Annotated in this window: 18 protein-coding genes; 13 read left to right on the plus strand and 5 right to left on the minus strand. The window is 73.9% G+C overall.

Annotated elements, in window-relative coordinates; genetic code table 11:
* The first annotated feature begins 32 nt into the window (after nt 1–32).
* The 4 genes from ispG to AB0D44_RS14415 all read left to right on the plus strand — a co-directional run bounded on the left by ispG (nt 33) and on the right by AB0D44_RS14415 (nt 4,521).
* Nucleotides 33–1,190, plus strand: a complete 1,158-nt coding sequence (gene ispG / locus AB0D44_RS14400) for a flavodoxin-dependent (E)-4-hydroxy-3-methylbut-2-enyl-diphosphate synthase (RefSeq protein WP_362589545.1) — start codon at nt 33–35, stop codon at nt 1,188–1,190.
* Nucleotides 1,191–1,330: 140 nt separating this feature from the next.
* Nucleotides 1,331–2,176 carry a GNAT family N-acetyltransferase gene (locus AB0D44_RS14405; protein ID WP_362589641.1) on the plus strand — a complete coding sequence of 282 codons (846 nt, stop codon included), beginning with the start codon at nt 1,331–1,333 and terminating at the stop codon, nt 2,174–2,176.
* Between the two features lie 49 nt (nt 2,177–2,225).
* Nucleotides 2,226–2,768: a GNAT family N-acetyltransferase gene (locus AB0D44_RS14410; RefSeq protein WP_362589547.1), complete on the plus strand. Its 543-nt coding sequence runs from the start codon at nt 2,226–2,228 to the stop codon at nt 2,766–2,768.
* Nucleotides 2,769–2,826: 58 nt separating this feature from the next.
* On the plus strand, nt 2,827–4,521 hold the full coding sequence (locus AB0D44_RS14415; protein WP_362589550.1) for a proline--tRNA ligase: 1,695 nt from the start codon (nt 2,827–2,829) through the stop codon (nt 4,519–4,521).
* Nucleotides 4,522–4,536: 15 nt separating this feature from the next.
* On the opposite strand, the gene AB0D44_RS14420 is transcribed toward AB0D44_RS14415, so the two are convergent.
* Genes AB0D44_RS14420 through AB0D44_RS14435 form a run of 4 tightly spaced genes read right to left on the minus strand, consistent with a single transcriptional unit; the run spans nt 4,537 to nt 7,555 of the window.
* Nucleotides 4,537–5,559, minus strand: coding sequence for a slipin family protein (locus AB0D44_RS14420; protein WP_362589553.1), 1,023 nt, complete (start codon nt 5,557–5,559; stop codon nt 4,537–4,539).
* A 60-nt stretch (nt 5,560–5,619) separates the two neighbouring features.
* Nucleotides 5,620–6,522 carry an aminoglycoside phosphotransferase family protein gene (locus AB0D44_RS14425; protein WP_362589556.1) on the minus strand — a complete coding sequence of 301 codons (903 nt, stop codon included), beginning with the start codon at nt 6,520–6,522 and terminating at the stop codon, nt 5,620–5,622.
* Nucleotides 6,523–6,566: 44 nt separating this feature from the next.
* Nucleotides 6,567–7,007, minus strand: a complete 441-nt coding sequence (locus AB0D44_RS14430; RefSeq protein ID WP_362589559.1) for a ferritin-like domain-containing protein — start codon at nt 7,005–7,007, stop codon at nt 6,567–6,569.
* The gene (locus AB0D44_RS14435) at nt 7,004–7,555 is read right to left on the minus strand and encodes a hypothetical protein (RefSeq protein ID WP_362589562.1); all 552 of its coding nucleotides are present in this window, start codon (nt 7,553–7,555) and stop codon (nt 7,004–7,006) included. Before AB0D44_RS14435 ends, AB0D44_RS14430 begins: the two co-directional genes overlap by 4 nt.
* Nucleotides 7,556–7,712: 157 nt before the next feature.
* Between AB0D44_RS14435 and rimP the strand changes: the two genes are divergently transcribed.
* From rimP to AB0D44_RS14480, 9 genes are all read left to right on the plus strand, one after another.
* Nucleotides 7,713–8,210 carry a ribosome maturation factor RimP gene (rimP, locus tag AB0D44_RS14440; RefSeq protein ID WP_362589565.1) on the plus strand — a complete coding sequence of 166 codons (498 nt, stop codon included), beginning with the start codon at nt 7,713–7,715 and terminating at the stop codon, nt 8,208–8,210.
* Between the two features lie 2 nt (nt 8,211–8,212).
* Nucleotides 8,213–9,223, plus strand: a complete 1,011-nt coding sequence (gene nusA, locus AB0D44_RS14445; protein ID WP_362589568.1) for a transcription termination factor NusA — start codon at nt 8,213–8,215, stop codon at nt 9,221–9,223.
* A gap of 148 nt (nt 9,224–9,371) precedes the next feature.
* Nucleotides 9,372–9,659, plus strand: coding sequence for a YlxR family protein (locus AB0D44_RS14450; protein WP_362589571.1), 288 nt, complete (start codon nt 9,372–9,374; stop codon nt 9,657–9,659).
* 151 nt (nt 9,660–9,810) lie between these two features.
* On the plus strand, nt 9,811–12,918 hold the full coding sequence (infB, locus tag AB0D44_RS14455; RefSeq protein WP_362589574.1) for a translation initiation factor IF-2: 3,108 nt from the start codon (nt 9,811–9,813) through the stop codon (nt 12,916–12,918).
* Between the two features lie 187 nt (nt 12,919–13,105).
* Nucleotides 13,106–13,399: a DUF503 domain-containing protein gene (locus tag AB0D44_RS14460; protein WP_030651158.1), complete on the plus strand. Its 294-nt coding sequence runs from the start codon at nt 13,106–13,108 to the stop codon at nt 13,397–13,399.
* A 33-nt stretch (nt 13,400–13,432) separates the two neighbouring features.
* Nucleotides 13,433–13,885 (plus strand): 30S ribosome-binding factor RbfA, encoded by a 453-nt coding sequence (gene rbfA, locus AB0D44_RS14465; RefSeq protein WP_030227571.1) that lies wholly within the window; start codon nt 13,433–13,435, stop codon nt 13,883–13,885.
* Nucleotides 13,882–14,817: a tRNA pseudouridine(55) synthase TruB gene (truB, locus tag AB0D44_RS14470; RefSeq protein WP_362589577.1), complete on the plus strand. Its 936-nt coding sequence runs from the start codon at nt 13,882–13,884 to the stop codon at nt 14,815–14,817. Before rbfA ends, truB begins: the two co-directional genes overlap by 4 nt.
* 331 nt (nt 14,818–15,148) lie before the next feature.
* Nucleotides 15,149–18,622, plus strand: a complete 3,474-nt coding sequence (locus AB0D44_RS14475) for a serine protease (RefSeq protein WP_362589580.1) — start codon at nt 15,149–15,151, stop codon at nt 18,620–18,622.
* Between the two features lie 148 nt (nt 18,623–18,770).
* Nucleotides 18,771–19,727, plus strand: coding sequence for a bifunctional riboflavin kinase/FAD synthetase (locus AB0D44_RS14480; RefSeq protein WP_362589582.1), 957 nt, complete (start codon nt 18,771–18,773; stop codon nt 19,725–19,727).
* Nucleotides 19,728–19,834: 107 nt separating this feature from the next.
* Here AB0D44_RS14480 and AB0D44_RS14485 read toward each other — a convergent pair whose 3' ends face one another.
* Nucleotides 19,835–22,087, minus strand: a complete 2,253-nt coding sequence (locus tag AB0D44_RS14485) for an SCO5717 family growth-regulating ATPase (RefSeq protein ID WP_362589585.1) — start codon at nt 22,085–22,087, stop codon at nt 19,835–19,837.
* Between the last annotated feature and the right edge of the window lie 102 nt (nt 22,088–22,189).

Consider the following 22,189-nt stretch of genomic DNA (forward strand, 5'->3'; position numbering starts at 1 on the left):
ACCTTGATCCACACCTTGGGGTTGCACAGCAGATGACTGCCATCTCTCTCGGAATGCCGTCCGTGCCGACGAAGCTTGCCGACCGCCGGGTCAGCCGCAAGATCCAGGTCGGTTCCGTGGCCGTCGGCGGCGACGCGCCCATCTCGGTGCAGTCCATGACCACGACGCGCACCTCCGACATCGGCGCCACGCTCCAGCAGATCGCCGAACTGACGGCCTCCGGCTGCCAGATCGTCCGCGTGGCCTGCCCCACGCAGGACGACGCGGACGCCCTCGCCGTCATCGCGAAGAAGTCGCAGATCCCGGTCATCGCCGACATCCACTTCCAGCCCAAGTACGTGTTCGCCGCCATCGACGCCGGCTGCGCCGCCGTCCGCGTCAACCCGGGCAACATCAAGCAGTTCGACGACAAGGTCAAGGAGATCGCCTACGCCGCCAAGGACGCGGGCACTCCGATCCGGATCGGCGTCAACGCGGGCTCCCTCGACGCCCGGCTGCTGAAGAAGTACGGCAAGGCCACCCCCGAGGCGCTGGTCGAGTCCGCGCTGTGGGAGGCCTCCCTCTTCGAGGAGCACGGCTTCGGCGACATCAAGATCTCGGTCAAGCACAACGACCCGGTCGTCATGGTCAACGCCTACCGCCAGCTCGCCGCCCAGTGCGACTACCCGCTGCACCTCGGCGTCACCGAGGCCGGCCCCGCCTTCCAGGGCACCATCAAGTCCGCCGTCGCCTTCGGTGCGCTGCTCTCCGAGGGCATCGGCGACACCATCCGCGTCTCCCTCTCCGCGCCGCCGGTCGAGGAGGTCAAGGTCGGCAACCAGATCCTGGAGTCGCTGAACCTCAAGCCGCGCCGCCTGGAGATCGTCTCCTGCCCGTCCTGCGGTCGTGCGCAGGTCGACGTCTACAAGCTGGCCGAGGAGGTCACGGCGGGCCTGGAGGGCATGGAGGTCCCGCTGCGCGTCGCGGTCATGGGCTGCGTCGTCAACGGCCCCGGCGAGGCCCGCGAGGCCGACCTCGGCGTGGCCTCCGGCAACGGCAAGGGCCAGATCTTCGTGAAGGGCGAGGTCATCAAGACCGTTCCCGAGTCGAAGATCGTCGAGACGCTCATCGAAGAGGCGATGAAGATCGCCGAGCAGATGGAGAAGGACGGCGTGACCTCGGGCGAGCCGACGGTGGCCATCGGCGTCTGATCCTCACCGGACCTGCCCCGGCCCCGTTCCCGCAGCTCGCGGGCGGGGCCGGGGCTCTTTCGTGACCTGGGAGACCGGGCATCCTCCCGTCGCGGCGGGTACAGTGCGGAGATCAGCAGACTTGTACGGTGAGGCCCCACGTGTTGACGCAGACCACCACCCGGGTCCTTGAGCCCGGTGATCTCGACGCGGCGCTCGACGTCCTCGGACGCGAGCCGGTCGAGAACGCGTTCGTCACCTCCCGGGTCCAGGTCGCCGGGCTCGACCCGTGGCGCCTGGGCGGCGAGATGTGGGGCTGGTACGCCGACGGCGAGCTCCGCTCGCTGTGCTACGCCGGCGCCAACCTGGTCCCCGTCTGCGCGGAACCCGACGCCGTGCGCGCCTTCGCCGACCGCGCCCGCCGCACCGGCCGCCGCTGCTCCTCCATCGTGGGCCCCGCCGAGCCCACCCGGCGGCTGTGGCAGCTCCTGGAGCCCAGCTGGGGCCCCGCCCGCGACGTGCGCTCCCACCAGCCGCTCATGGTCATCGAGAGCCCGTCCACCACCGTCCAGGCCGACCCGCTGGTCCGCCGCGTCCGCAAGGACGAGATGGACCTGATCATGCCCGCCTGCGTGGCCATGTTCACCGAGGAGGTCGGCATCTCGCCGATGGCCGGTGACGGCGGGCTGCTCTACCAGGCCCGGGTCGCCGAACTCGTCGGCAGCGGCCGCTCCTTCGCCCGCATCGAGGACGGAAGGGTCGTCTTCAAGGCGGAGATCGGCGCCGCCACCGCCGGCGCCTGCCAGATCCAGGGCGTGTGGGTGGACCCGGAGTTCCGCGGCCGCGGCTACTCGGAAACCGGGATGGCCGCCGTCGTCGCCTTCGCCCTGCGCGACGTGGCACCCGTGGTCAGCCTCTACGTGAACGACTTCAACACCGCCGCCCGGGCCGCCTACAAGCGCGTGGGCTTCCGCGAGGTCGGCGCGTTCATGAGCGTCCTGTTCTGAACCGGCCGAACCCGTACCGGCCGGTCCTACCGCGAAGTAAGGTCGCCGCATGCTGCCTACCGGACTCCGCATCGGCCCCCTCGACCTCGCCGCACGGGTGGACGAGGCCCTGCGCGTGCAGGCCGTCGCCTTCGGCCTCAGCGAGGAGGAGGTCGGCATCCGGCGCTACATCGTGCAGCGCCACATGACCTGCCGCGGCGCCCGCGCGCTGGGCGCCTTCGCCGAGGACGGCGCGCTCACCGGCTTCGTCTACGGGATGCCCAACGACCGCACGCACTGGTGGTCCACCATCGTCGAGCCCCATCTGCGGGCGGGCGGCCACGAGGACTGGCTCGACGGCTCCTTCGTGATCACCGAACTGCACGTGCACCCCGGATTCCAGGGCCACGGCGTCGGCCGCGCACTGATCACCGCCCTCACCGACGGCGCCGCAGAACCGCGCTCGATCCTCTCCGCCATCGACACCGAGAGCCCCGCGCGGGGCCTCTACCGCGCCCTCGGCTACGTCGACCTCGCCCGCCAGGTGCACTTCCCGAGCGCGAGCCTCCCGTACGCCGTCATGGGCGCGCCCCTGCCGCTGCCCCGGCCCTGAGCCGGGGCCCCGCGAAACGCGTTACCCCCGCCCGCACGGCCGCCGGTAATCTCCCGGCATGTCCACTCACCACGTGCAGCGCATGTCCCGACTCATGGCCAAGACCCTCCGCGAGGATCCCGCCGACGCCGAAACCCTCAGCCACCGGCTGCTGGTCCGCGCCGGCTACGTCCGGCGCACCTCGGCGGGCGTGTGGACGTGGCTGCCACTGGGCAAGCGGGTCCTGGACAACGTCTCGCGCATCGTCCGCGAGGAGATGGACGCGATCGGGGCCCAGGAGGTACTGCTCCCCGCGCTGCTGCCCAAGGAGCCGTACGAGGTCAGCGGACGCTGGTCGGAGTACGGGGACCTGCTGTTCCGGCTCAGGGACCGCAAGGGCGCGGACTACCTGCTCGGTCCCACCCACGAGGAGATCTTCACCCTGGTGGTGAAGGACCAGTGCACCTCGTACAAGGACCTGCCGGTCATGCTGTACCAGATCCAGACCAAGTACCGCGACGAGGCGCGGCCCCGGTCGGGAGTGCTGCGCGGGCGCGAGTTCCAGATGAAGGACTCGTATTCCTTCGACGTGTCCGACGAGGGGCTGGCGGAGTCCTACGCGCTCCACCGCGCCGCCTACCAGCGCATCTTCACCCGGCTCGGCCTGGACCACCGGATCGTGTCGGCGGTGTCGGGGGCGATGGGCGGCTCGGCGTCCGAGGAGTTCCTGGCACCCGCCGAGGCGGGCGAGGACACCTTCGCGGACTGTCCCGCCTGCGACTACGCGGCGAACACCGAGGCGGTGACCTTCGCGCTGACCCCGGTCGCCGGCGACCACGGCCCCGTGGAGGAGCTGGACACCCCCGACACCCCGACGATCGAGTCCCTGGCGGCGCTGCTCGGCGTCCCGGCCTCGGCGACCCTGAAGAACCTCCTGGTCAAGGTGGACGGGGAGATCGTGGCCGTCGGCGTGCCGGGGGACCGCGAGGTGGACCTCGGCAAGCTGGGCGAGCACCTGGCCCCGGCGGTCGTCGAGCTCGTCACCGCCGAGGACTTCGAGGGCCGGCCCGACCTCGTACGGGGCTACGTGGGCCCCCAGGGCCTGGACAAGGTCCGCTACCTGGCCGATCCCCGGGTGGCGCCGGGCACCGCGTGGGTGACGGGGGCCAACAAGGCCGACACCCACGCCCGCAACGTGGTCTGCGGCCGGGACTTCGAGGTGGACCACTACCTGGACGTGGTGGTCGTGGAGCCGGGCGACCCCTGCCCGTCCTGCGGCGCGGGCCTGCGGCTGGACCGCGCGATCGAGATCGGGCACATCTTCCAGCTGGGCCGCAAGTACGCGGACGCCTTCGGCCTGGACGTGCTCGGCAAGGAGGGCAAGCCGGTCCGGGTCACGATGGGCTCGTACGGCATCGGCGTCTCGCGGGCGGTGGCGGCGCTGGCCGAGCAGACGGCGGACGAGCGGGGCCTGTCCTGGCCGGCCGCCGTGGCCCCGGCCGACGTGCACGTGGTGGCGGCGGGCAAGGCCGTGCCGCTGGCCCTGGCCGAGCAGGCGGCGTCCGCCCTCGCGGAGGCGGGGCGCCGGGTCCTGCTCGACGACCGCCCCGGCCTGTCGCCCGGCGTGAAGCTCACCGACGCGGAGCTGATCGGCGTCCCGTGGATCCTGGTCGCGGGCCGACGGTCGGCCGACGGCATCGTCGAACTCCAGCACCGCGCCTCGGGCACCCGCGAGGAACTCCCGCTGGCCGAGGCCCTGTCCCGCCTGACCTGAGACGACACTCCCCAGCTAGAAGCGGGGGTCCTGAGGCTCCGTGGGCGGCGGCGGCGCGCCGTCCAGGAGCAGGCCGTCGTCCGGCGGCGGGGCGGGGGCCTCGCCCGTGGGCGGGGGCGGCGGGCGGTCCAGGAGCAGGTCGTCGTCCGCCGGCAGGGCCGCCGCGCGTCCGCCCGACGGGGCCGGAGCTTCGCCCAGAGCCCGGGCTTCCGGCGGGGGCGGGGCCTCGGCCCGGACTTCGGCCTCCGCTTCGGGAGCGCCCGGGGAACCCACGGGGGTGGGGGCCGCGCGTTCCAGGAAGCGCAGGAGCTCCACCGGGAACGGCAGGACCAGCGTGGAGTTCTTCTCCGCGGCCACGGCGACCACGGTCTGCAGCAGCCGCAGCTGCAGCGCGGCCGGCTGCTCCGACATGACGCCCGCCGCTTCGGCCAGCTTGTGCGAGGCCTGCAGCTCCGCATCCGCGTTGATGACCCGCGCCCGCCGCTCGCGGTCCGCCTCCGCCTGGCGCGCCATCGACCGCTTCATCGTCTCCGGCAGGGACACGTCCTTGATCTCGACCCGGTCGATCTGCACCCCCCATCCCACGGCCGGCGAGTCGATCATCAGCTCCAGGCCCTGGTTGAGCATCTCGCGGTTGGACAGCAGATCGTCCAGGTCCGACTTTCCGATGATCGACCTGAGCGAGGTCTGCGCCATCTGCGAGACGGCGAAGCGGTAGTCCTCCACGGCCACGATGGCGTTCGCCGGGTCGACGACCTTGAAGTACACGACCGCGTCCACGCGCACCGTGACGTTGTCCCGGGTGATGCCCTCCTGGGCCGGCACCGGCAGCGTCACGATCTGCATGTTGACCTTCCGCAGCCGGTCGATCCCGGGGATGATCACAGTGAAACCGGGCGGCCGGATCTCGTCCCGCAGCCGACCGAAGCGGAACACCAGGCCCCGCTCGTACTGCTTCACCACGCGCGCGGCGGCGCCCAGGTACACCGCGAGACCGGTCGCGGCGGCGATCCCCGCTGTCAGCAGTTCTTCGACCATGACGGCCCCCTGCCGGACGGATCCGGACCTACCTATATATCCACGTACCTACGGTATGCCCTACAGCCAGGCGGCGAACTCCAGCAGCAGCTCCGCGTCCCGCCGCCGCCCGGCGGCCAGCGCCCTGGAGCCGGACTCCACCGCCCGGAACACCGTCCAGCCGCGCAGCCGGTCCCGGTCCACCTCGAGGGCGTCGGCCAGCCGGTTCACCCGGCGCCGGGCCCCCGCGGCCCCCGCCGAGGTGGCCACCTGGTCCTCCAGCCGGTCCCGGACCAGCCGGGCCAGGTCGTACGCCCGCTCGCCCACCACCGGCTCCGGGCCCACCGTCAGCCACGGCGCGCGCTCGCCCGCGAGGACCTTGCCCTGCCGGAAGTTCCCGTGCAGCAGCAGCTCCTCCGGCACGGCCGCGACCAGCTCGTCGCGCATCGCCACAGCGGCGTCGGCCAGCGCCCGGACCTCCGCCGGGGCCGCCCGCAGCGCCGCCGACCGCCGCGCCGTCCGCTCCGCCACCGTCTCCCAGACGTGCCCGGCGGGCGGCGCCACCCACAGCCGTCGCAGCGTGCCGGCGGCCTCCAGCAGCGCCTTGGCGTCCGGCAGCGACCGCAGCGAGACCTCCGGGTGCAGCCGCTCCAGCAGCAGCGCCCCGTCCTCCTCGTGGTACCGCGAGTCGAGGACCCGTACGGCCCCGAAACCGCCCCAGTGCGCCAGCGCGGCCAGCTCCCGGTCGGGCCGGGCGTGCGGGGGCGCCAGTTTCAGCGCGGCCGGGGTCCCGTCGGCGTACTGGGCCAGGACGACCAGGCTGCTGCGGCCGCCCGGGGCCTGCACCCGCTGGGCCCGTACCCCGCGCCGGGACAGCGCGGCCTCCGCGAGCTTGGGCAACTGCTCCAGCCACTGCGCGTCCTGCGCCGATTCCGGCAGCTCGCCGAGCGCCCGTACAAGCCGCTGCGGCGGTTCGAAAGCCATGCGTGCGTGGTCCCTTTCCGCTGTGCCGGGCCCGTTTCGCCACTTCAGCGCTTTTCGGCGAGCCCAGGGAAGGCTACGCCGACCCCGCGCCAGCGTGCCGCGCGCACGGCCGCGGCGCTCAGCGCGTCGGCCGCCTCGCGGCGCAGCGGACCCTCCGCCGCCCGCACCAGATCGGAGTACGCGCCCGCCACGCGGTCCTCGATCTCGGCGGCCAGCCGCTCCGCGTCGGCGGGGGTGCGCACCTCGAACGGCAGGGCGTACGCCGCCTCCGCGGGCCGGGGCGCGCCGCCCAGCTCCCGCACGGTCCGGGCCAGGGAGTCCCGCCGCGCCAGGTGGCCGCCGTACGCCTCCCGGGCCTGCGTCGCGCGGGCCCCGGCGGTCCGGGCGCCGATCACCCCGTAGCCGTACGCGGCCGCGTGCTCGGCGGCGAGTGCGGCCTGGGCGGCCTGCAGGGCCCGGCCGGCGGGGGAGGGTTCGGGCTTCACGGCGTGGCTCCGGGGGTCGAGGTCAGCAGGTAGGTGTGGACGGCGCCGCAGGCGGCCACCGAGGCCAGCACCCGGGCCAGCTCACCGGGCGCCCCGGCCAGGTCGATGGTCCGGGCCTGCGACAGGCTGCGCTCGGCGTCCGCGAGGGCGGTCAGGGCGTCGGCGGGCTTCGGCGGCACCGGTTCCGCGCTCGGAGCGGGAGCGGCCGCCGCCCCCGTACCGCCGGACGGGGTGGCGGAACCGGACGGGGACGGAGCGTCCGAAGGGGTGAGGGCCAGGGCAGCGGCGTGGGCGGCGACGGCCGCGCGCAGCGGTGCGAGCCGCGCCGCGAGCGCCGGATGGGCGGCGGCGGTGGCGTCGTAACGTTCCAGCAGTCGCGCACTGTCACGAACGGCCGCTTCCCGCATCCGCCGTTCGAGTGGAATCCCGGCATCCACGGCGGTCGGGCCGGTCTCGGAGCACCCCGTGAGCAGCGCGGCTCCGGCCGCTCCGGCGGCGCCGGCGAGCAGGCTCCTGCGCGAGGGCCTCGATGGCAGAGTCCAGGGCACGGCGACGTCCTCGGGGGTGATGGCGGGGCAGGGTGTGATCACGGTAACCCGGGGCCCCGTCCCCGGGGCGGACGGCAACACCCTCCGCGACCGGATACCCTTTGACCTGACGCACGACGGAAACCACAACAGCACACGCGGCCGAGGAGTCACCCGGATGAGCACCACCCAGAGCGACAGGCTGCGCGGGCTGCTGGAGCCGCTCGTCGCCGCCAAGGGCCTGGACCTCGAGGAGATCGAGCTGTCCAAGGCGGGCAAGCGCCGGATGCTGCGGATCATCGTGGACTCCGATGAGGGCGTGGAGCTGGACGCGTGTGCCGAGCTGAGCCGTGAGGTCTCCGACAAGCTCGACGAATCCGACGTGATGGGCGAGGACGAGTACGTCCTCGAAGTCAGCTCCCCCGGTGCGGACCGCCCGCTCAGCGAGCACCGTCACTACGTACGGGCGACCGGCCGCCTCGTGAAGTTCCAGCTGGCGGAGGGCGGGGAACTCATCGCCCGCATCCTCGACGTCGACGACGAGGGCATGGACCTCGAAGTTCCGGGCGTGAAGGGCCGCAAGGCGACCGCCCGCCGCATTGCTTTCACCGACATCGCCAAGGCGCGTGTCGAGATCGAGTTCAGCCGCAAGGACAAGAAGGAAGAGGAGGCGTAGCCGTGGACATCGACATGAGTGCCCTGCGGGGTCTGGTCCGGGAGAAGGAGATCTCCTTCGACCTGCTCGTCGAGGCGATCGAGTCGGCCCTCCTCATCGCGTACCACCGGACCGAGGGGAGCTTCCGCCGCGCCCGCGTGGTCCTGGACCGCACCAACGGTCACGTGGTCGTGTGGGCGACGGAGGACCCGAGGGACCTCGAGGAGGGCCAGGAGCCCAAGGAGTTCGACGACACCCCGTCGGACTTCGGCCGGATCGCCGCGACGACCGCCAAGCAGGTGATCCTGCAGCGTCTGCGCGACGCCGAGGACGACCTGACCTTCGGCGAGTTCGCCGGCCGCGAGGGCGACGTCATCACCGGCGTCGTCCAGCAGGGCAAGGACCCCAAGAACGTTCTCGTCGACATCGGCAAGCTGGAGGCCATCCTGCCGGTGCAGGAGCAGGTGCCCGGCGAGGAGTACACGCACGGGCTGCGCCTGAAGGCGTACGTCGTGCGGGTGGCGAAGGGTGTCCGCGGTCCGTCCGTGACCCTCTCGCGCACCCACCCCAACCTGGTGAAGAAGCTCTTCGCGCTGGAGGTCCCGGAGATCGCCGACGGCAGCGTCGAGATCTCGGCGATCGCCCGTGAGGCGGGCCACCGCACCAAGATCGCCGTCCGGTCCACCCGCTCGGGCCTCAACCCGAAGGGCGCCTGCATCGGCCCGATGGGCAGCCGTGTGCGCAATGTCATGGCGGAGCTGCACGGCGAGAAGATCGACATCGTCGACTGGTCGGACGACCCGGCGGAGATGGTCGCGAACGCGCTGTCACCCGCCCGGGTGAGCAAGGTCGAGGTCGTCGACTGGGACACCCGCTCCGCGCGGGTGACCGTGCCCGACTACCAGCTGTCGCTGGCCATCGGCAAGGAGGGCCAGAACGCCCGCCTCGCCGCCCGGCTCACCGGCTGGCGCATCGACATCCGTCCCGACACGGAGGCGTCCCCGGGCGCCGACGGCGACGGAGACGGGGAATAAAACCGGTACCGCCCGGGGTTGCCGGGCGGTAGACAGGGACCACGCGACGGCCGTACCACCGGCCGGTGGATCACCACAACACAACAGCCGTTCGATTTTCGCCCGGAACTTGTCGGGGGAGGGTCGGTGCGGGGAGGTAGACTTAGGCGTGTCTGGCCGGACGCAAGCCCGCGCATGCCCCGAACGCACCTGTGTGGGGTGTCGGGAGCGAGCGGCCAAGAGCGATCTGCTGCGCATCGTGGCGATCGAGGACGAGTGCGTCCCCGATCCACGCGGTACGCTGCCCGGCCGGGGTGCGTACGTGCACCCTGCCGTGATCTGCCTCGACCAGGCGGTCCGCCGCCGGGCGTTCCCCCGGGCCCTTCGGTCCGCCGGAGCACTCGACACGACGGAACTGCGCAACGCCCTGGCCGCCGCGGCCGAGGCGACACCGTAAGAAGAAGTAGTACGGCACGGATACCCCGTGCGGTCAGGTACCTCGCGAGTTGGAAGTAGGTCGAGATTGCGATGAGCACTCGATGAGTACGCGATGAGTACGCCCATGAAGTAGCGACGGTCCGGCGTAACCCGGACCTAAAAGGAGCGAAGTGGCTAAGGTCCGGGTATACGAACTCGCCAAGGAGTTCGGGGTGGAGAGCAAGGTCGTCATGGCCAAGCTCCAAGAACTCGGTGAATTCGTCCGTTCGGCGTCCTCGACGATCGAGGCGCCGGTTGTACGCAAGTTGACTGACGCACTGCAGGGGCCCGGCGGCAACGCCGGCAAGACCGCTGCAAAGCCCGGCGCGCCCCGCAAGGCCGCGCCCGCCAAGCCCGCAGCGCCCTCCCCGGCCGCTGCGGCACGTCCTGCCGCCCCGAAGCCCGGCGCACCGGCCCCCAAGCCGGCCGCCGCAGAGGCTCCGGCCGGCGCCCCGGTGACCCCGGCCGCATCCGGCCCGCGTCCCGGCCCGAAGGCTCCGGCCGCCCCGAAGCCCGCTCCGGCGGCTCCCGTGGCGACCGAGTTCTCCGCGCCTGCGGCGGCTCCCGCCGCCCCGGCGCGCACCGAGCGCCCCGCCGCGGCCCCCGGTCCCCGTCCGGCGCAGCAGCGTCCGGCGGCCCAGGGCGGTCAGCCCGGCGCCCGTCCCGGCGCCCCGCGTCCGGCCGGCGCCACTCCCGGTGCCCAGGCCCCGCGTCCCGGCGGCCAGGCCCCGCGTCCGCAGGGCGCCCGTCCGGCGGGTCCCCGTCCGGGCAACAACCCCTTCACCTCCGGTGGCTCGACCGGCATGGCGCGCCCGCAGGCGCCCCGTCCGGCCGGCGCCCCGCGTCCCGGCGCCCCCGGCGCCGGCGGCGGCCAGGGTGCTCCCCGCCCGCAGGGCGGTCCCGGCGGCGCTCCGCGTCCCCAGGGTCCCGGCGGCGCCCGTCCCACCCCGGGCGGCATGCCCCGTCCGCAGGGCGGCGCCCCGCGTCCCGGCGGTGCTCCCGGTGGCAACCGTCCCAACCCGGGCATGATGCCGCAGCGTCCCGCTGCCGGTGGTCCCGGTCCCCGTCCCGGTGGCGGCCCCGGTGGCCGTGGTCCCGGTGCGGGCGGTCCGCGTCCCGGTGGCGCAGGTCGTCCCGCGGGCGGCGGCTTCGCCGGCCGTCCGGCCGGTCCGGGCTCGCGTCCCGGCGGCGGTGGCGGCTTCGGCGGCCCGCGTCCCGGTGGCGGCGGCTTCGGCGGCGGTCCGGCCGGTGCCGGTGGCGGCGGTCGTCCCGGCTTCGGCGGGCGTCCCGGCGGTCCCGGTGCCCGTGGTGGCACGCAGGGTGCCTTCGGCCGTCCCGGCGGTCCGGCCCGTCGCGGCCGCAAGTCGAAGCGTCAGAGGCGCCAGGAGTACGAGGCCATGCAGGCCCCGTCCGTGGGCGGCGTGATGCTGCCCCGCGGCAACGGCGAGACCGTTCGCCTGTCGCGCGGTGCGTCCCTCACCGACTTCGCGGAGAAGATCAACGCCAACCCGGCGTCGCTGGTCGCGGTCATGATGAACCTCGGCGAGATGGTCACTGCCACGCAGTCCGTCTCCGACGAGACCCTCCAGCTCCTCGCCGACGAGATGAACTACACCGTTCAGATCGTCAGCCCGGAGGAGGAGGACCGCGAGCTCCTCGAGACCTTCGACATCGAGTTCGGCGAGGACGAGGGCGGCGAGGAATACCTCATGCCGCGTCCCCCGGTCGTCACCGTCATGGGTCACGTCGACCACGGTAAGACCCGCCTGCTCGACGCCATCCGCAAGACGAACGTCGTCGCGGGCGAGGCCGGTGGCATCACCCAGCACATCGGTGCCTACCAGGTCTCCACCGAGGTGAACGACGAAGAGCGTCGCATCACCTTCATCGACACCCCCGGTCACGAGGCGTTCACCGCCATGCGTGCCCGTGGTGCCAAGTCGACCGACATCGCGATCCTCGTGGTCGCGGCCAACGACGGCGTCATGCCGCAGACGATCGAGGCGCTCAACCACGCCAAGGCCGCCGGCGTCCCGATCGTCGTCGCGGTCAACAAGATCGACGTCGAGGGTGCCGACCCGACCAAGGTGCGCGGTCAGCTCACCGAGTTCGGTCTGGTCGCCGAGGAGTACGGCGGCGACACGATGTTCGTCGACATCTCCGCCAAGCAGGGTCTGAACATCGACTCCCTGCTCGAGGCCGTCGTCCTCACCGCCGACGCCTCGCTCGACCTGCGCGCCAACCCCGAGCAGGACGCTCAGGGTATTGCGATCGAGTCCCACCTCGACCGCGGCCGCGGTGCCGTCGCCACCGTCCTCGTCCAGCGCGGTACCCTCCGCGTCGGCGACACGATGGTCGTGGGCGACGCCTACGGCCGTGTGCGCGCCATGCTCGACGACAAGGGCAACAACGTCGAGGAAGCGGGTCCGTCGACCCCCGTCCTGGTCCTGGGTCTCACCAACGTCCCCGGCGCCGGCGACAACTTCCTCGTCGTCGACGAGGACCGCACGGCCCGCCAGATCGCCGAGAAGCGTGCTGCGCGTGAGCGCAACGCCAACTTCGCCAAGCGTGTCCGCCGGGTGTCCCTGGAAGACCTCGACTCGGTCCTCAAGGCCGGTCTGGTCCAGGAACTCAACCTCATCATCAAGGGCGACGCGTCCGGTGCGGTCGAGGCCCTCGAGTCCTCGCTGCTCCAGCTCGACGTCGGCGAAGAGGTGGACATCCGCGTCCTGCACCGCGGTGTGGGTGCGGTCACCGAGTCCGACATCGACCTGGCGATGGGCTCCGACGCCATCGTCATCGGCTACAACGTCCGTGCGGCCGGCCGTGCCGCGCAGATGGCGGAGCGCGAGGGCGTCGACGTCCGCTACTACTCGGTGATCTACCAGGCCATCGAGGAGATCGAGGCGGCCCTGAAGGGTCTCCTCAAGCCGGAGTACGAAGAGGTCGAGCTCGGTACGGCGGAGGTCCGCGAGATCTTCCGCTCGTCCAAGCTGGGCAACATCGCCGGTGTCCTCATCCGGTCCGGCGAGGTCAAGCGCAACACCAAGGCGCGGCTCCTGCGCGATGGCAAGGTCATCGCCGAGAACCTCACCATCTCCGGTCTGCGCCGCTTCAAGGACGACGTCACCGAGATCCGCGAAGGCTTCGAGGGCGGTATCAACCTCGGAAACTTCAACGACATCAAGATCGACGACGTCATCGCGACGTACGAGATGCGCGAGAAGCCCCGCGCGTAAGCGCGAGGCGGTTCGCAGCGTGTCGTAGGCAGCTGCACACCGGGGCCGGTCGGCGGAATATCCGTCGATCGGCCCCGGCCGTTGCGTGTACGGTTCTGATGACCCGGCCGCGCGACGGACGGGTGATCCTGCCGGGTGACGGCCCGGCAGGCCATCGAACCCGCACCGGCGGGACATCCGGAACTGCATGTACGTGGGGACTCTGTCCTTCGATCTGCTCCTCGGCGACGTCCACTCGCTGAAGGAGAAACGCTCCGTCGTCCGGCCCATCGTCGCCGAGCTCCAACGCAAGTTCTCCGTGAGCGCGGCCGAAGTGGGCGACCAGGACCTGCACCGCAGGGCCCGCATAGGGGTCGCTCTGGTGAGTGGGGACGCGGGGTTCCTCTCGGACGTACTGGACCGCTGCGAGCGGCTGGTCGCGGCGCGTCCGGAAGTGGAGCTGCTGTCGGTACGACGGCGCCTCCACGGTGATGAAGACTGATTGCTTGTAGCAAGAAAAGAAGGAGACGGACCAGTGGCCGACAATGCGCGGGCGAAGAAGCTGGCGGACCTCATCCGGGAGGTGGTGGCGGAGAAGCTGCAGCGCGGTGTCAAGGACCCCCGCCTCGGTACGCACGTGACCATCACGGACACCCGGGTCACCGGCGACCTGCGGGAGGCCACGGTCTTCTACACGGTCTACGGCGACGACGAGGACCGGGCCAGCGCGGCAGCGGGCCTGGAGAGCGCCAAGGGCGTCCTGCGCTCCGCGGTCGGCCGGGCGGCGGGCACCAAGTTCACGCCCACCCTGACCTTCGTCGCGGACGCCCTCCCGGAGAACGCCAAGACCATCGAGGACCTCCTCGACAAGGCGCGCGCCTCCGACGCCCAGGTACGCGAGGTCTCCTCCGGCGCGCAGTACGCCGGGGACGCCGACCCGTACAAGAAGCCGGGCGACGAGGACGACGAGGACGCAGCCGCGGAATGAGCACCGACGCAGGCAAGACTCCCCCGGCTACCGCTGGGAGGGGCCCCCAGGACGGCCTTGTCATCGTCGACAAGCCGTCCGGCTTCACGTCGCACGACGTGGTCGCCAAGATGCGCGGGATCGCCAGGACCCGCCGCGTCGGCCACGCCGGCACGCTCGACCCCATGGCGACGGGCGTGCTGGTCCTGGGCGTCGAGAAGGCCACCAAGCTCCTCGGTCACCTCGCGCTCACGGAGAAGGAGTACCTCGGCACGATCCGCCTGGGCCAGAACACCCTGACGGACGACGCCGAAGGCGAGATCACCTCGTCCACGGACGCCACCGGGGTCACCCGGCAGGCCGTGGACGCGGGCATCGCCCGGCTGACCGGCGAGATCATGCAGGTCCCGTCCAAGGTCAGCGCCATCAAGATCAAGGGCGTGCGCTCCTACAAGCGCGCCCGCGACGGCGAGGACTTCGAGATCCCGGCCCGGCCGGTGACCGTCTCCTCGTTCCAGGTGTACGACATGCGCGAGGCGGAGGCCGAGGACGGCACCAAGGTCGTCGACCTCGTCGTCTCCGTCGTCTGCTCCAGCGGTACGTACATCCGGGCGCTGGCCCGTGACCTGGGCGCCGACCTGGGCGTGGGCGGGCACCTGACCGCGCTGCGGCGCACCCGGGTGGGCCCGTACAAGATCGACCGGGCGCGGACCCTGGACCAGCTCCAGGAGGAGCTGACCGTCATGCCGATCGGCGAGGCGGCGGCCGCGGCCTTCCCCCGCTGGGACCTGGACGCCCGGCGCGCCTCGCTGCTCGCCAACGGGGTGCGGATCGAGATGCCGGACGCCTACGCGCCCGGCCTGACCGTGGCGGTCTTCGGACCGCAGGGAACGCTGCTCGGGCTGGTGGAGAACAAGGGCGGCAAGGCCAAGTCCCTCGCGGTCTTCGCCTGACCCCACGCGGTCTTCGCCCGGCCCCACCGCCGCTCCGTTCGTCGCAGTCGAGTGGGCGGCGCGGCCGTGCGGTCGTCGACGTGGAGCGGTTCTTGACGTGGAGCGGTCGTTGACGTGGAGCGGTGAGCGCTCAAGCACTGGCGCTCACCGCTCCACGACCCCCCTCGGGTAGGTCTCTATCCATCTGGAGCCCCATATTCACCCGTCCGAGCAGGCGCTCGGAGTGAATGGAGGGAGCGAAAGGGGGCGCGTTCGCCTCACGTGCTTTTCGCGCTGATCTTCACCTGCCTACCGTCGTGACCTCGGGGCGTTGCGGGGGAGTGGTGCGGCCATGGCGGAGCTCGTCACGATCTGCGATCTCGCGGGTCGGGCACGCGGCAGCGGATTCGTCGCCGACGACCGCGGGACGGTGGTCACCAGCCACGAGGCGGTCGACGGACTGAGCCGGGTGGTGCTGCACGCCCCCGGCCCGGCCGGGCGCACCTGGCTGGCCGGGGCGGACGACGTGACCGCCCTGCCGGGGCTCGCGCTGGCGCTCGTACGGACCGACGGTCTCGGCGTGCGGCCGCTGCCCGTGGCGGCGCGCGAGACCATCGCCCCGGGCACGTACGTACGGCTGCCCGCGCGGGGATGGCGGCAGGCGAGGGTGCTCGGCGGCGCCGAGGTCACCTACCCGGCGGTGGACGGGCCGCGGACCGTGCCCGCGTGCGCCGCGATCGAGCTGGCGATCGGAACGGACGGGCGCGACGCGCTGAGCCAGGGCGGGGAGGCCTGCGGCGGCCCGGTCCTCGACGCCGAGACCGGAGCCGCGCTCGCCGTCCTGGGCACCGCTCTGCGCACGGAACACCGCTGCGGGGGCTTCGCGGTGGCCCTGCGCGCAGCGGCCGTCGCCGACCCGGCCGGTCCGCTGGCCGCGCTGCTGGAACGCAACGCGGCGACCGTGCCCGCGTACGGGCCCGACCTGAACCTCGCCGGTGTCCTGGAACTGACCGGCACCACCGTGGGAGCGGCCCTCCCGCCGTCCGGCGCCGAGCCCGGCGCCGAGCCCGTGGAGCGGCCGGCGGCGGCCGCCGAACTGGAGGCCTTCACGGCGGGCGACCGCCTCGTCCTCGGCCTGGTCGGCGAACCGGGCAGCGGCCGCACCACCGCGCTCGCGGCCCTGGCCGTACGCCGGGCCGGCGGGGCCCGGCCGGCCCCGACGCTGTGGCTGCGCGGCGCCGACCTGACCGGGCAGGACGCCTCGCTGGCCGACGCGGTGACGCGGGCACTGGCCGGCGCGGCCCGCATCGTCACCGCCGATGGGGCGGCCGCCCCGGCGGCGGTGGCACCGGCGGGGACGGCGACCGCGGCCGCGGATCCGTACCCGTACGCGGACGCCGCCTCCGCGACGGCCGTCGCGGCCCCCGCCCCCGCCGCACCTGTACCCGCATCCGCCGACGCCGACCACGTGGCGCGGGTCGCCGCAGCGGCCGGGCGGGCCCTGCTCGTGGTGCTCGACGCCCCCGAGGAGATGCCGCCGGAGCTCGCGCACCGGCTGGGCGACTGGAGCGAAGCCACCGTCGGCTGGCTGCGCGGGACCGGGGCCCGGCTGGCCGTCGCCGCCCGCCCCGAGCACTGGGAGCGGGCCGGCGCCCTCTGGCCGCCCGAAGTGCTCCACACCCCCGCCCGCCCGGCCCGGCGGATGCCGCCCGCCCTCCGGCTCGGCGACCTCACCGCAGCCGAGGCCGAGACCGCCCGGGCCCGCCTCGGCATCCCCGAGGGCGCCGTCCGCCACGCCGACGCCCGGCATCCCCTGACCCTGCGCCTGCTCGCCGGGATCCGCGCCGCCGAGGTCACGGCCGGCCGCCCCGGCCGCGACGAGGTCTTCGCCGCCCACCTGGACCTGCTGTGCCTGCGCGCCGCGGTCCGCATCGCCGCCGACCAGGCCGGGAGCGCCCGGGTGCACGGCCCCGGAGTGCGGCGGCTCGCCGCGCGCGTGGCCGGCCGGATCCACGAGGCCGCCCGGCGCTGCCTGGGACCGGGGCAGGGAGCCCTGGCCCGGGCCGACTTCGAGGAGCTGTTCCCCTGGCGCACCGGCTGGGCCTGCGCCGTGCTCACCGAGGGGCTGCTGGTGCCCGCCGGACCCGGGTACCGCTTCGCCCACGAGGAACTGGCCGACTGGATCCAGGCCTTCCACCTGGACGTCCCGGCCGCCCTGGCCTCCCTCGTCCACCGGCCCGCCGGGCCCGGCCTCCCCGTGCCGCGGCACCGCATCGGACCCGTCCTGGAAGCCCTGCGCAGACTGCCCGCCGAGCGCCTGCGCGACGAGCTCGAGCGCCTGGTCCACAGGCTCGAGGCGTTCGCCGCGGACGGGACCGGCACGACCCAGCCCGACCGGGCCTGGTGGGCCGCCCGGCTGCTGCGCGACACCCTGCTGCGGGCGCCCGATGCCCACCCCCACCTCCCCGTTCTGCACGCCCTCGCCGAGCACGTGGCCCGCGCGGGCCCCGGGGAGTTCGGGGGCTGGTTCTGGAACCGGCTCCGGCTGCCCGAATCCGACCGCCTCGACCTCCTGCGCCGCCTGCTGCCCGCCGACCCCGCCGAGGCGGCCCGCGGCGACCGCTACCTCGACGCCGCCGCCCGCCGGCTCGCCCGCGACCCCCGCCTCGCGCAGCCCCTGCTCTGCGCCTGGTTCGGCGACGAGCGGCGGCTGAGCGGCCGGCCCGGCGCCACCGTCGCCACCGCGGCCCAGGCGCTCCTGCACACCCACCGCCGCCTCGCCGTGGACGACCTCACCGAGGCGCTGGTGAGCGCGGCGCACCCCCGCGCCGACGAGCTGCTCGCCGTGCTCGCCGAGGAGGAGCCCTCCGCCCTGTGCAGGGCCGTGGACCGCTGGGCCCACGACGAACGGCCCGGGCGGCGGGTCGCGGCCGCCGCGTACGGCCTCGCCACCGCCCCGCACGTGCGCACCCCCGCCGACCGCGAGTTGCTGCGCTGCGCCGCCCAGGCCCTGCTGGCCCGGCCCGCCGACGCCGCTCTGCACGGCAGCGCCCTGGCCACGCTGCTCCGCGACCCCCAGGTGCGCGGACGCTACCTGCCCGACGCGCTCGCCTGCTTCCGGGCTCCCGAGCACGGCCCCCGGCTGCCCGCGGCGGCGCTGGTCGCGGCCCTGCCCGTACTGCCCGACCCCGATGAGGTGTTCGACGCGCTGCGGGACCGGGCCGACGGAGAGGTGGTGCGCGCCCTGGCCGAGCTGACGACGCCCGGGCTGGCGCGGCGCGCGGGGGACCTCGTACGGGAGCACCTGGCGCGCCGTCCCGAGGACGCGCCGCACGCCGCCGCCTTCGTCGACCGGCGCCTGGAGCAGGGACCGGCCGCGGGCCCCGTGCTGCGCCCGCTGGTCCTGGACCTGCTGCGGTCCGCACCGGCCGGGGTACGGGCCGAGCTGGCCGTCGTACTGGCCGCGCCGGGCCCGGAGGCCTCGTACGCGCTCAGGGGCGAGCTGGCCGACGTACTGCTGCGCAAGGAGACCGACCCGCGGGTTCTCGAGGCGTTCCTGGGGGCCGTCGCCGCCGGGGCCGGCGCGCGCCCGCAGGACCGGACGCGGGAGCTGCTGCGGGGCACCGGGCGCCAGTTGCTCGGGACCCCCGGCGGGCCCGCGGTGTTCGAGCGGCGGACGGTGGAGCTGGCGCGGTCCGAGCCGGCGTTCGGGGCGCTCGTGGCGGGCTGGCTGGCTCAGGCGGGGACGGAGGCGGCGGCCCTGCTGGGCCCGAGCGCGCGGCGGACCGTGCAGGCCCTGAGCAGGGCCGCTCCGGACGCGACGTGACGGGGCCCGTGGCGGCGGGGCCGGCCGTCCCCTCCGGCAGCCCCACCCGGACGCCGATGCGGGGCCCCGGGCAGCGGCATGGCAGTCTTAGACCTGTAATCGGCAATCGGTACAAGGCCTACACGGGTTCGGGCGAGGAGCGGTCACAGTGCAGCGCTGGCGTGGCTTGGAGGACATCCCCCAGGACTGGGGACGCAGCGTCGTCACCATCGGCTCCTACGACGGTGTGCACCGCGGTCATCAGCTGATCATCGGACGGGCCGTGGCCACGGCCCGCGAGCTCGGCGTCCCGTCCGTCGTCGTCACCTTCAGCCCGCACCCCAGCGAGGTCGTCCGCCCCGGCAGCCACCCGCCGATCCTGGCCCCCTATGACCGGCGTGCCGAACTGATGGCCGGGCTCGGCGTGGACGCGCTGCTGATCCTGCCGTTCACGGCGGAGTTCTCGAAGCTGTCCCCGGCCGACTTCATCGTGAAGGTGCTCGTCGACAAGCTGCACGCGCGGGCCGTCATCGAGGGGCCCAACTTCCGTTTCGGCCACCGGGCCGCCGGGAACGTGGACTTCCTGCGCGAGCTGGGCGGCACCTACGACTACGAGGTCGAGGTCGTGGACCTGGTGGAGCGCGGCGAGGCGGGCGGCGGCGTGCCGTTCTCCTCGACGCTGGCCCGCAGGCTGGTGGCCGAGGGAGACATGGACGGCGCGGCCGAGATCCTGGGGCGTCCGCACCGGGTCGAGGGCGTGGTGGTGCGCGGTGCGCAGCGCGGGCGCGAGCTCGGCTATCCGACGGCGAACATCGAGACGGCTCCGCACACCGCGATCCCGGCGGACGGGGTCTACGCGGGCTGGCTGACGGCCGACGGCGAGCGGATGCCCGCGGCCATCTCGGTGGGGACGAACGTGCAGTTCGACGCGACCGAGCGGACCGTGGAGGCGTACGCGATCGACCGGATCGGGCTGGACCTGTACGGGAAGCACGCCGCCGTCGATTTCCTCGCGTACGTGCGGGGGATGGCGAAGTTCGAGTCGCTGGACGGGCTGCTCGAGGCGATCGCGGACGACGTGAAGCGGGCGCGGGTGCTCACGGACGCGTACGACGCGGCGCGCTGACGGCGGTAGCGCGCCGGCGACGACGGCGCGACGGGCGAGGGCCCGTACCACCCCGGTTCCGGGGGCGGTACGGGCCCTTCCTGCTCTCGCCTGCTCGTCGGCCGGCCTCAGCCGAGGCGCGGGTCCCTCGGCGGCTGCTGCTGGGGCGGCTGGGGCGGCTGGGGCTGCTGCGGCGGGGCCGGGGGCTGCTGCCAGGGCTGGCCGGGCTGCGGGTAGGGCTGGGCGTACGGCTGCTGCTGGTACGGGGGCTGGCCCTGGGGCTGGCCGTACGGCGGCTGCTGCGGCTGCGGCTGCTGGTGCGGGGCTCCCCAGTGGGCCTGCGGAGCCTGCTGCTGGGCCCGCAGGAAGTCCTCCGCCACCAGGGCGGAGAGGTTGAAGTAGGCCTCGCGGGTCTTGGGCCGCATCATGTCGAGGTCGACCTCGGCGCCGGCGGCGAGGTGCTCGTCGAACGGCACGACGACGACGCCGCGGCAGCGGGTCTCGAAGTGCTGCACGATGTCCTCGATCTTGATCATCTTGGCGGTCTCGCGGACCCCCGAGATGACGGTGAGGGAGCGGGAGACGAGATCGGCGTACCCGTGGGCGGAGAGCCAGTCGAGGGTGGTGCTGGCGCTGCTGGCGCCGTCCACGGACGGAGTCGAGATGATGATGAGCTGATCGGCCAGGTCCAGCACTCCGCGCATGGCGGAGTAGAGCAGCCCGGTGCCCGAGTCGGTGAGGATGATCGGGTACTGGCGGCCCAGCGTCTCGATGACGCGCCGGTAGTCCTCGTCGTTGAAGGTCGTCGAGACGGCCGGGTCCACGTCGTTGGCGATGATCTCCAGGCCGGAGGGCGCCTGGGAGGTGAACCGGCGGATGTCCATGTACGAGTTCAGGTACGGGATCGCCTGGACCAGGTCCCGGATCGTGGCCCCGGTCTCGCGGCGCACGCGGCGGCCGAGGGTGCCGGCATCGGGGTTCGCGTCGATGGCCAGGATCTTGTCCTGGCGCTCGGTGGCGAGGGTCGCGCCGAGGGCGGTGGTGGTCGTGGTCTTGCCGACGCCGCCCTTGAGGCTGATGACGGCGATGCGGTAGCAGGACATGACCGGCGTGCGGATCAGGTCCAGCTTGCGCTGGCGCTCCGCCTCCGCCGCCTTGCCGCCGAAGCGGAACCGGCTGCCCCCGCCGTTGTTGTTGCTCTTCGGCTTCTGCTTGTTGCGCAGCAGGCGGTCGGAGGACAGCTCGACGGCGGCCGTGTAGCCGAGCGGGGCCCCGCCGGCGGCCTGGCCCGAGTACCGGGGGTCGTGCGGCTGCGGGGGCTGCGGCTGGTGGGGGTGGGGCTGCGGCTGGTGCTGCTGCGGTCCCGCGGGCCACTGGGCGCCGGATCGGGGGTCGTGCTGCGGGACCGGGGCCGGGGCCGGCGGGACCGGGGCCGGGGGCGACGGAACCGGGGCCGGGGGTGGGAACGCGTAGTCGTCCGGGGCCGCGAACGCGGGCGGCGGCGACGGCAGTTGGCCGCCGGTTCCCCCGAACGGGTTCTCGCCGCCGACGTGCGGTACGTCCGCAGGGCTGACCGGAGCCGCCTGCTCCACGGCGGGCACGGCGTCGGCCACGTCCGGCGCGGGCGCCTCGGCTCCGGCCGGGGCCGCCGCCTCGACGGGCGCCGGCGCGGGAGCCCCGGCCTGAGGGGGCGTCGGAGCCGGGTACGAGGGTGCCTCGGCCGGGGGCAGGGCCGGAGCCGGGTTGGCCGGAGCCGGGTACGCGGGTGCCTCGATCCGGGCCGGGACCTCTGCCGGTGCCGGCGCCGGGGGAGTGACCGGCGCGGGAGCCTCGGCCTCGGACGGCGCAAGCGCCGGTGCCCGGAACGCCGGGACCTCGACCGGAGTCATGGCCGGCGCCTGGAACGGCGAGGCCGCGTCGACCGGGGCCGCGTCGGCGGGGGCCGCGTCGGCGGGGGCCGCGTCGGCCGGCGGCAGAGCCGGGGCCGGGCCCTGGGCCGGTGCAGGTGCAGGGGCCGGTGCCGGGGGAGCGACCGGGGCCGGGTCGGCCGGCGGCAGAGCCGGGTCCGGGGTCGGGTCCGGGGTCCGGTCCTGGAACGGGAGGGGCGTGGGCAGGCCCGCGCCGTCGGAAGGGGTCCGCGGGGCAGGCGGAGCCATCCGCATCGTCGGGGGCGAGGCCACGTCCGACGGGCGGTGCGGTTCGAAGCCGCTGCCCTCGGGCAGCCCCGGTACCTGCGCGGCCGGAGCCGCACCCTGCGTGTACCAGGCCGGCGGGGTGTAGTCGATGGTGAACTCGCCCGTCAGCTCGGGCTCCGCGTCGGACTGATCGTCCGTCGGGACGTCCCACGTCCCGCCGCGCCTCTCGTTCCGATCGCCGTTCACTGGTCCTCCTGGTCTGTCGAACACTGGTCCGGCGCCCACCTCTGCGCCGCGCCCACGCTCAGCCTAATCGCGGCCCGGTACCGGTGTCCGCCCCCGTCCGTC

The sequence above is a fragment of the Streptomyces sp. NPDC048349 genome, from assembly GCF_040651925.1.
In the GTDB taxonomy this organism is placed as follows: Bacteria; Actinomycetota; Actinomycetes; order Streptomycetales; family Streptomycetaceae; genus Streptomyces.

Coding starts and splice junctions, on each gene's coding strand:
- AB0D44_RS14410 (WP_362589547.1), top strand. CDS start 2,226: ATGCTGCCTACCGGACTCCGCATCGGCCCCCTCGACCTCGCCGCACGG.
- AB0D44_RS14425 (WP_362589556.1), bottom strand. CDS start 6,522: ATGGCTTTCGAACCGCCGCAGCGGCTTGTACGGGCGCTCGGCGAGCTG.
- truB (WP_362589577.1), top strand. CDS start 13,882: ATGAGCACCGACGCAGGCAAGACTCCCCCGGCTACCGCTGGGAGGGGC.
- AB0D44_RS14460 (WP_030651158.1), top strand. CDS start 13,106: ATGTACGTGGGGACTCTGTCCTTCGATCTGCTCCTCGGCGACGTCCAC.
- AB0D44_RS14415 (WP_362589550.1), top strand. CDS start 2,827: ATGTCCACTCACCACGTGCAGCGCATGTCCCGACTCATGGCCAAGACC.
- ispG (WP_362589545.1), top strand. CDS start 33: ATGACTGCCATCTCTCTCGGAATGCCGTCCGTGCCGACGAAGCTTGCC.
- AB0D44_RS14420 (WP_362589553.1), bottom strand. CDS start 5,559: ATGGTCGAAGAACTGCTGACAGCGGGGATCGCCGCCGCGACCGGTCTC.
- rimP (WP_362589565.1), top strand. CDS start 7,713: ATGAGCACCACCCAGAGCGACAGGCTGCGCGGGCTGCTGGAGCCGCTC.
- AB0D44_RS14475 (WP_362589580.1), top strand. CDS start 15,149: ATGGCGGAGCTCGTCACGATCTGCGATCTCGCGGGTCGGGCACGCGGC.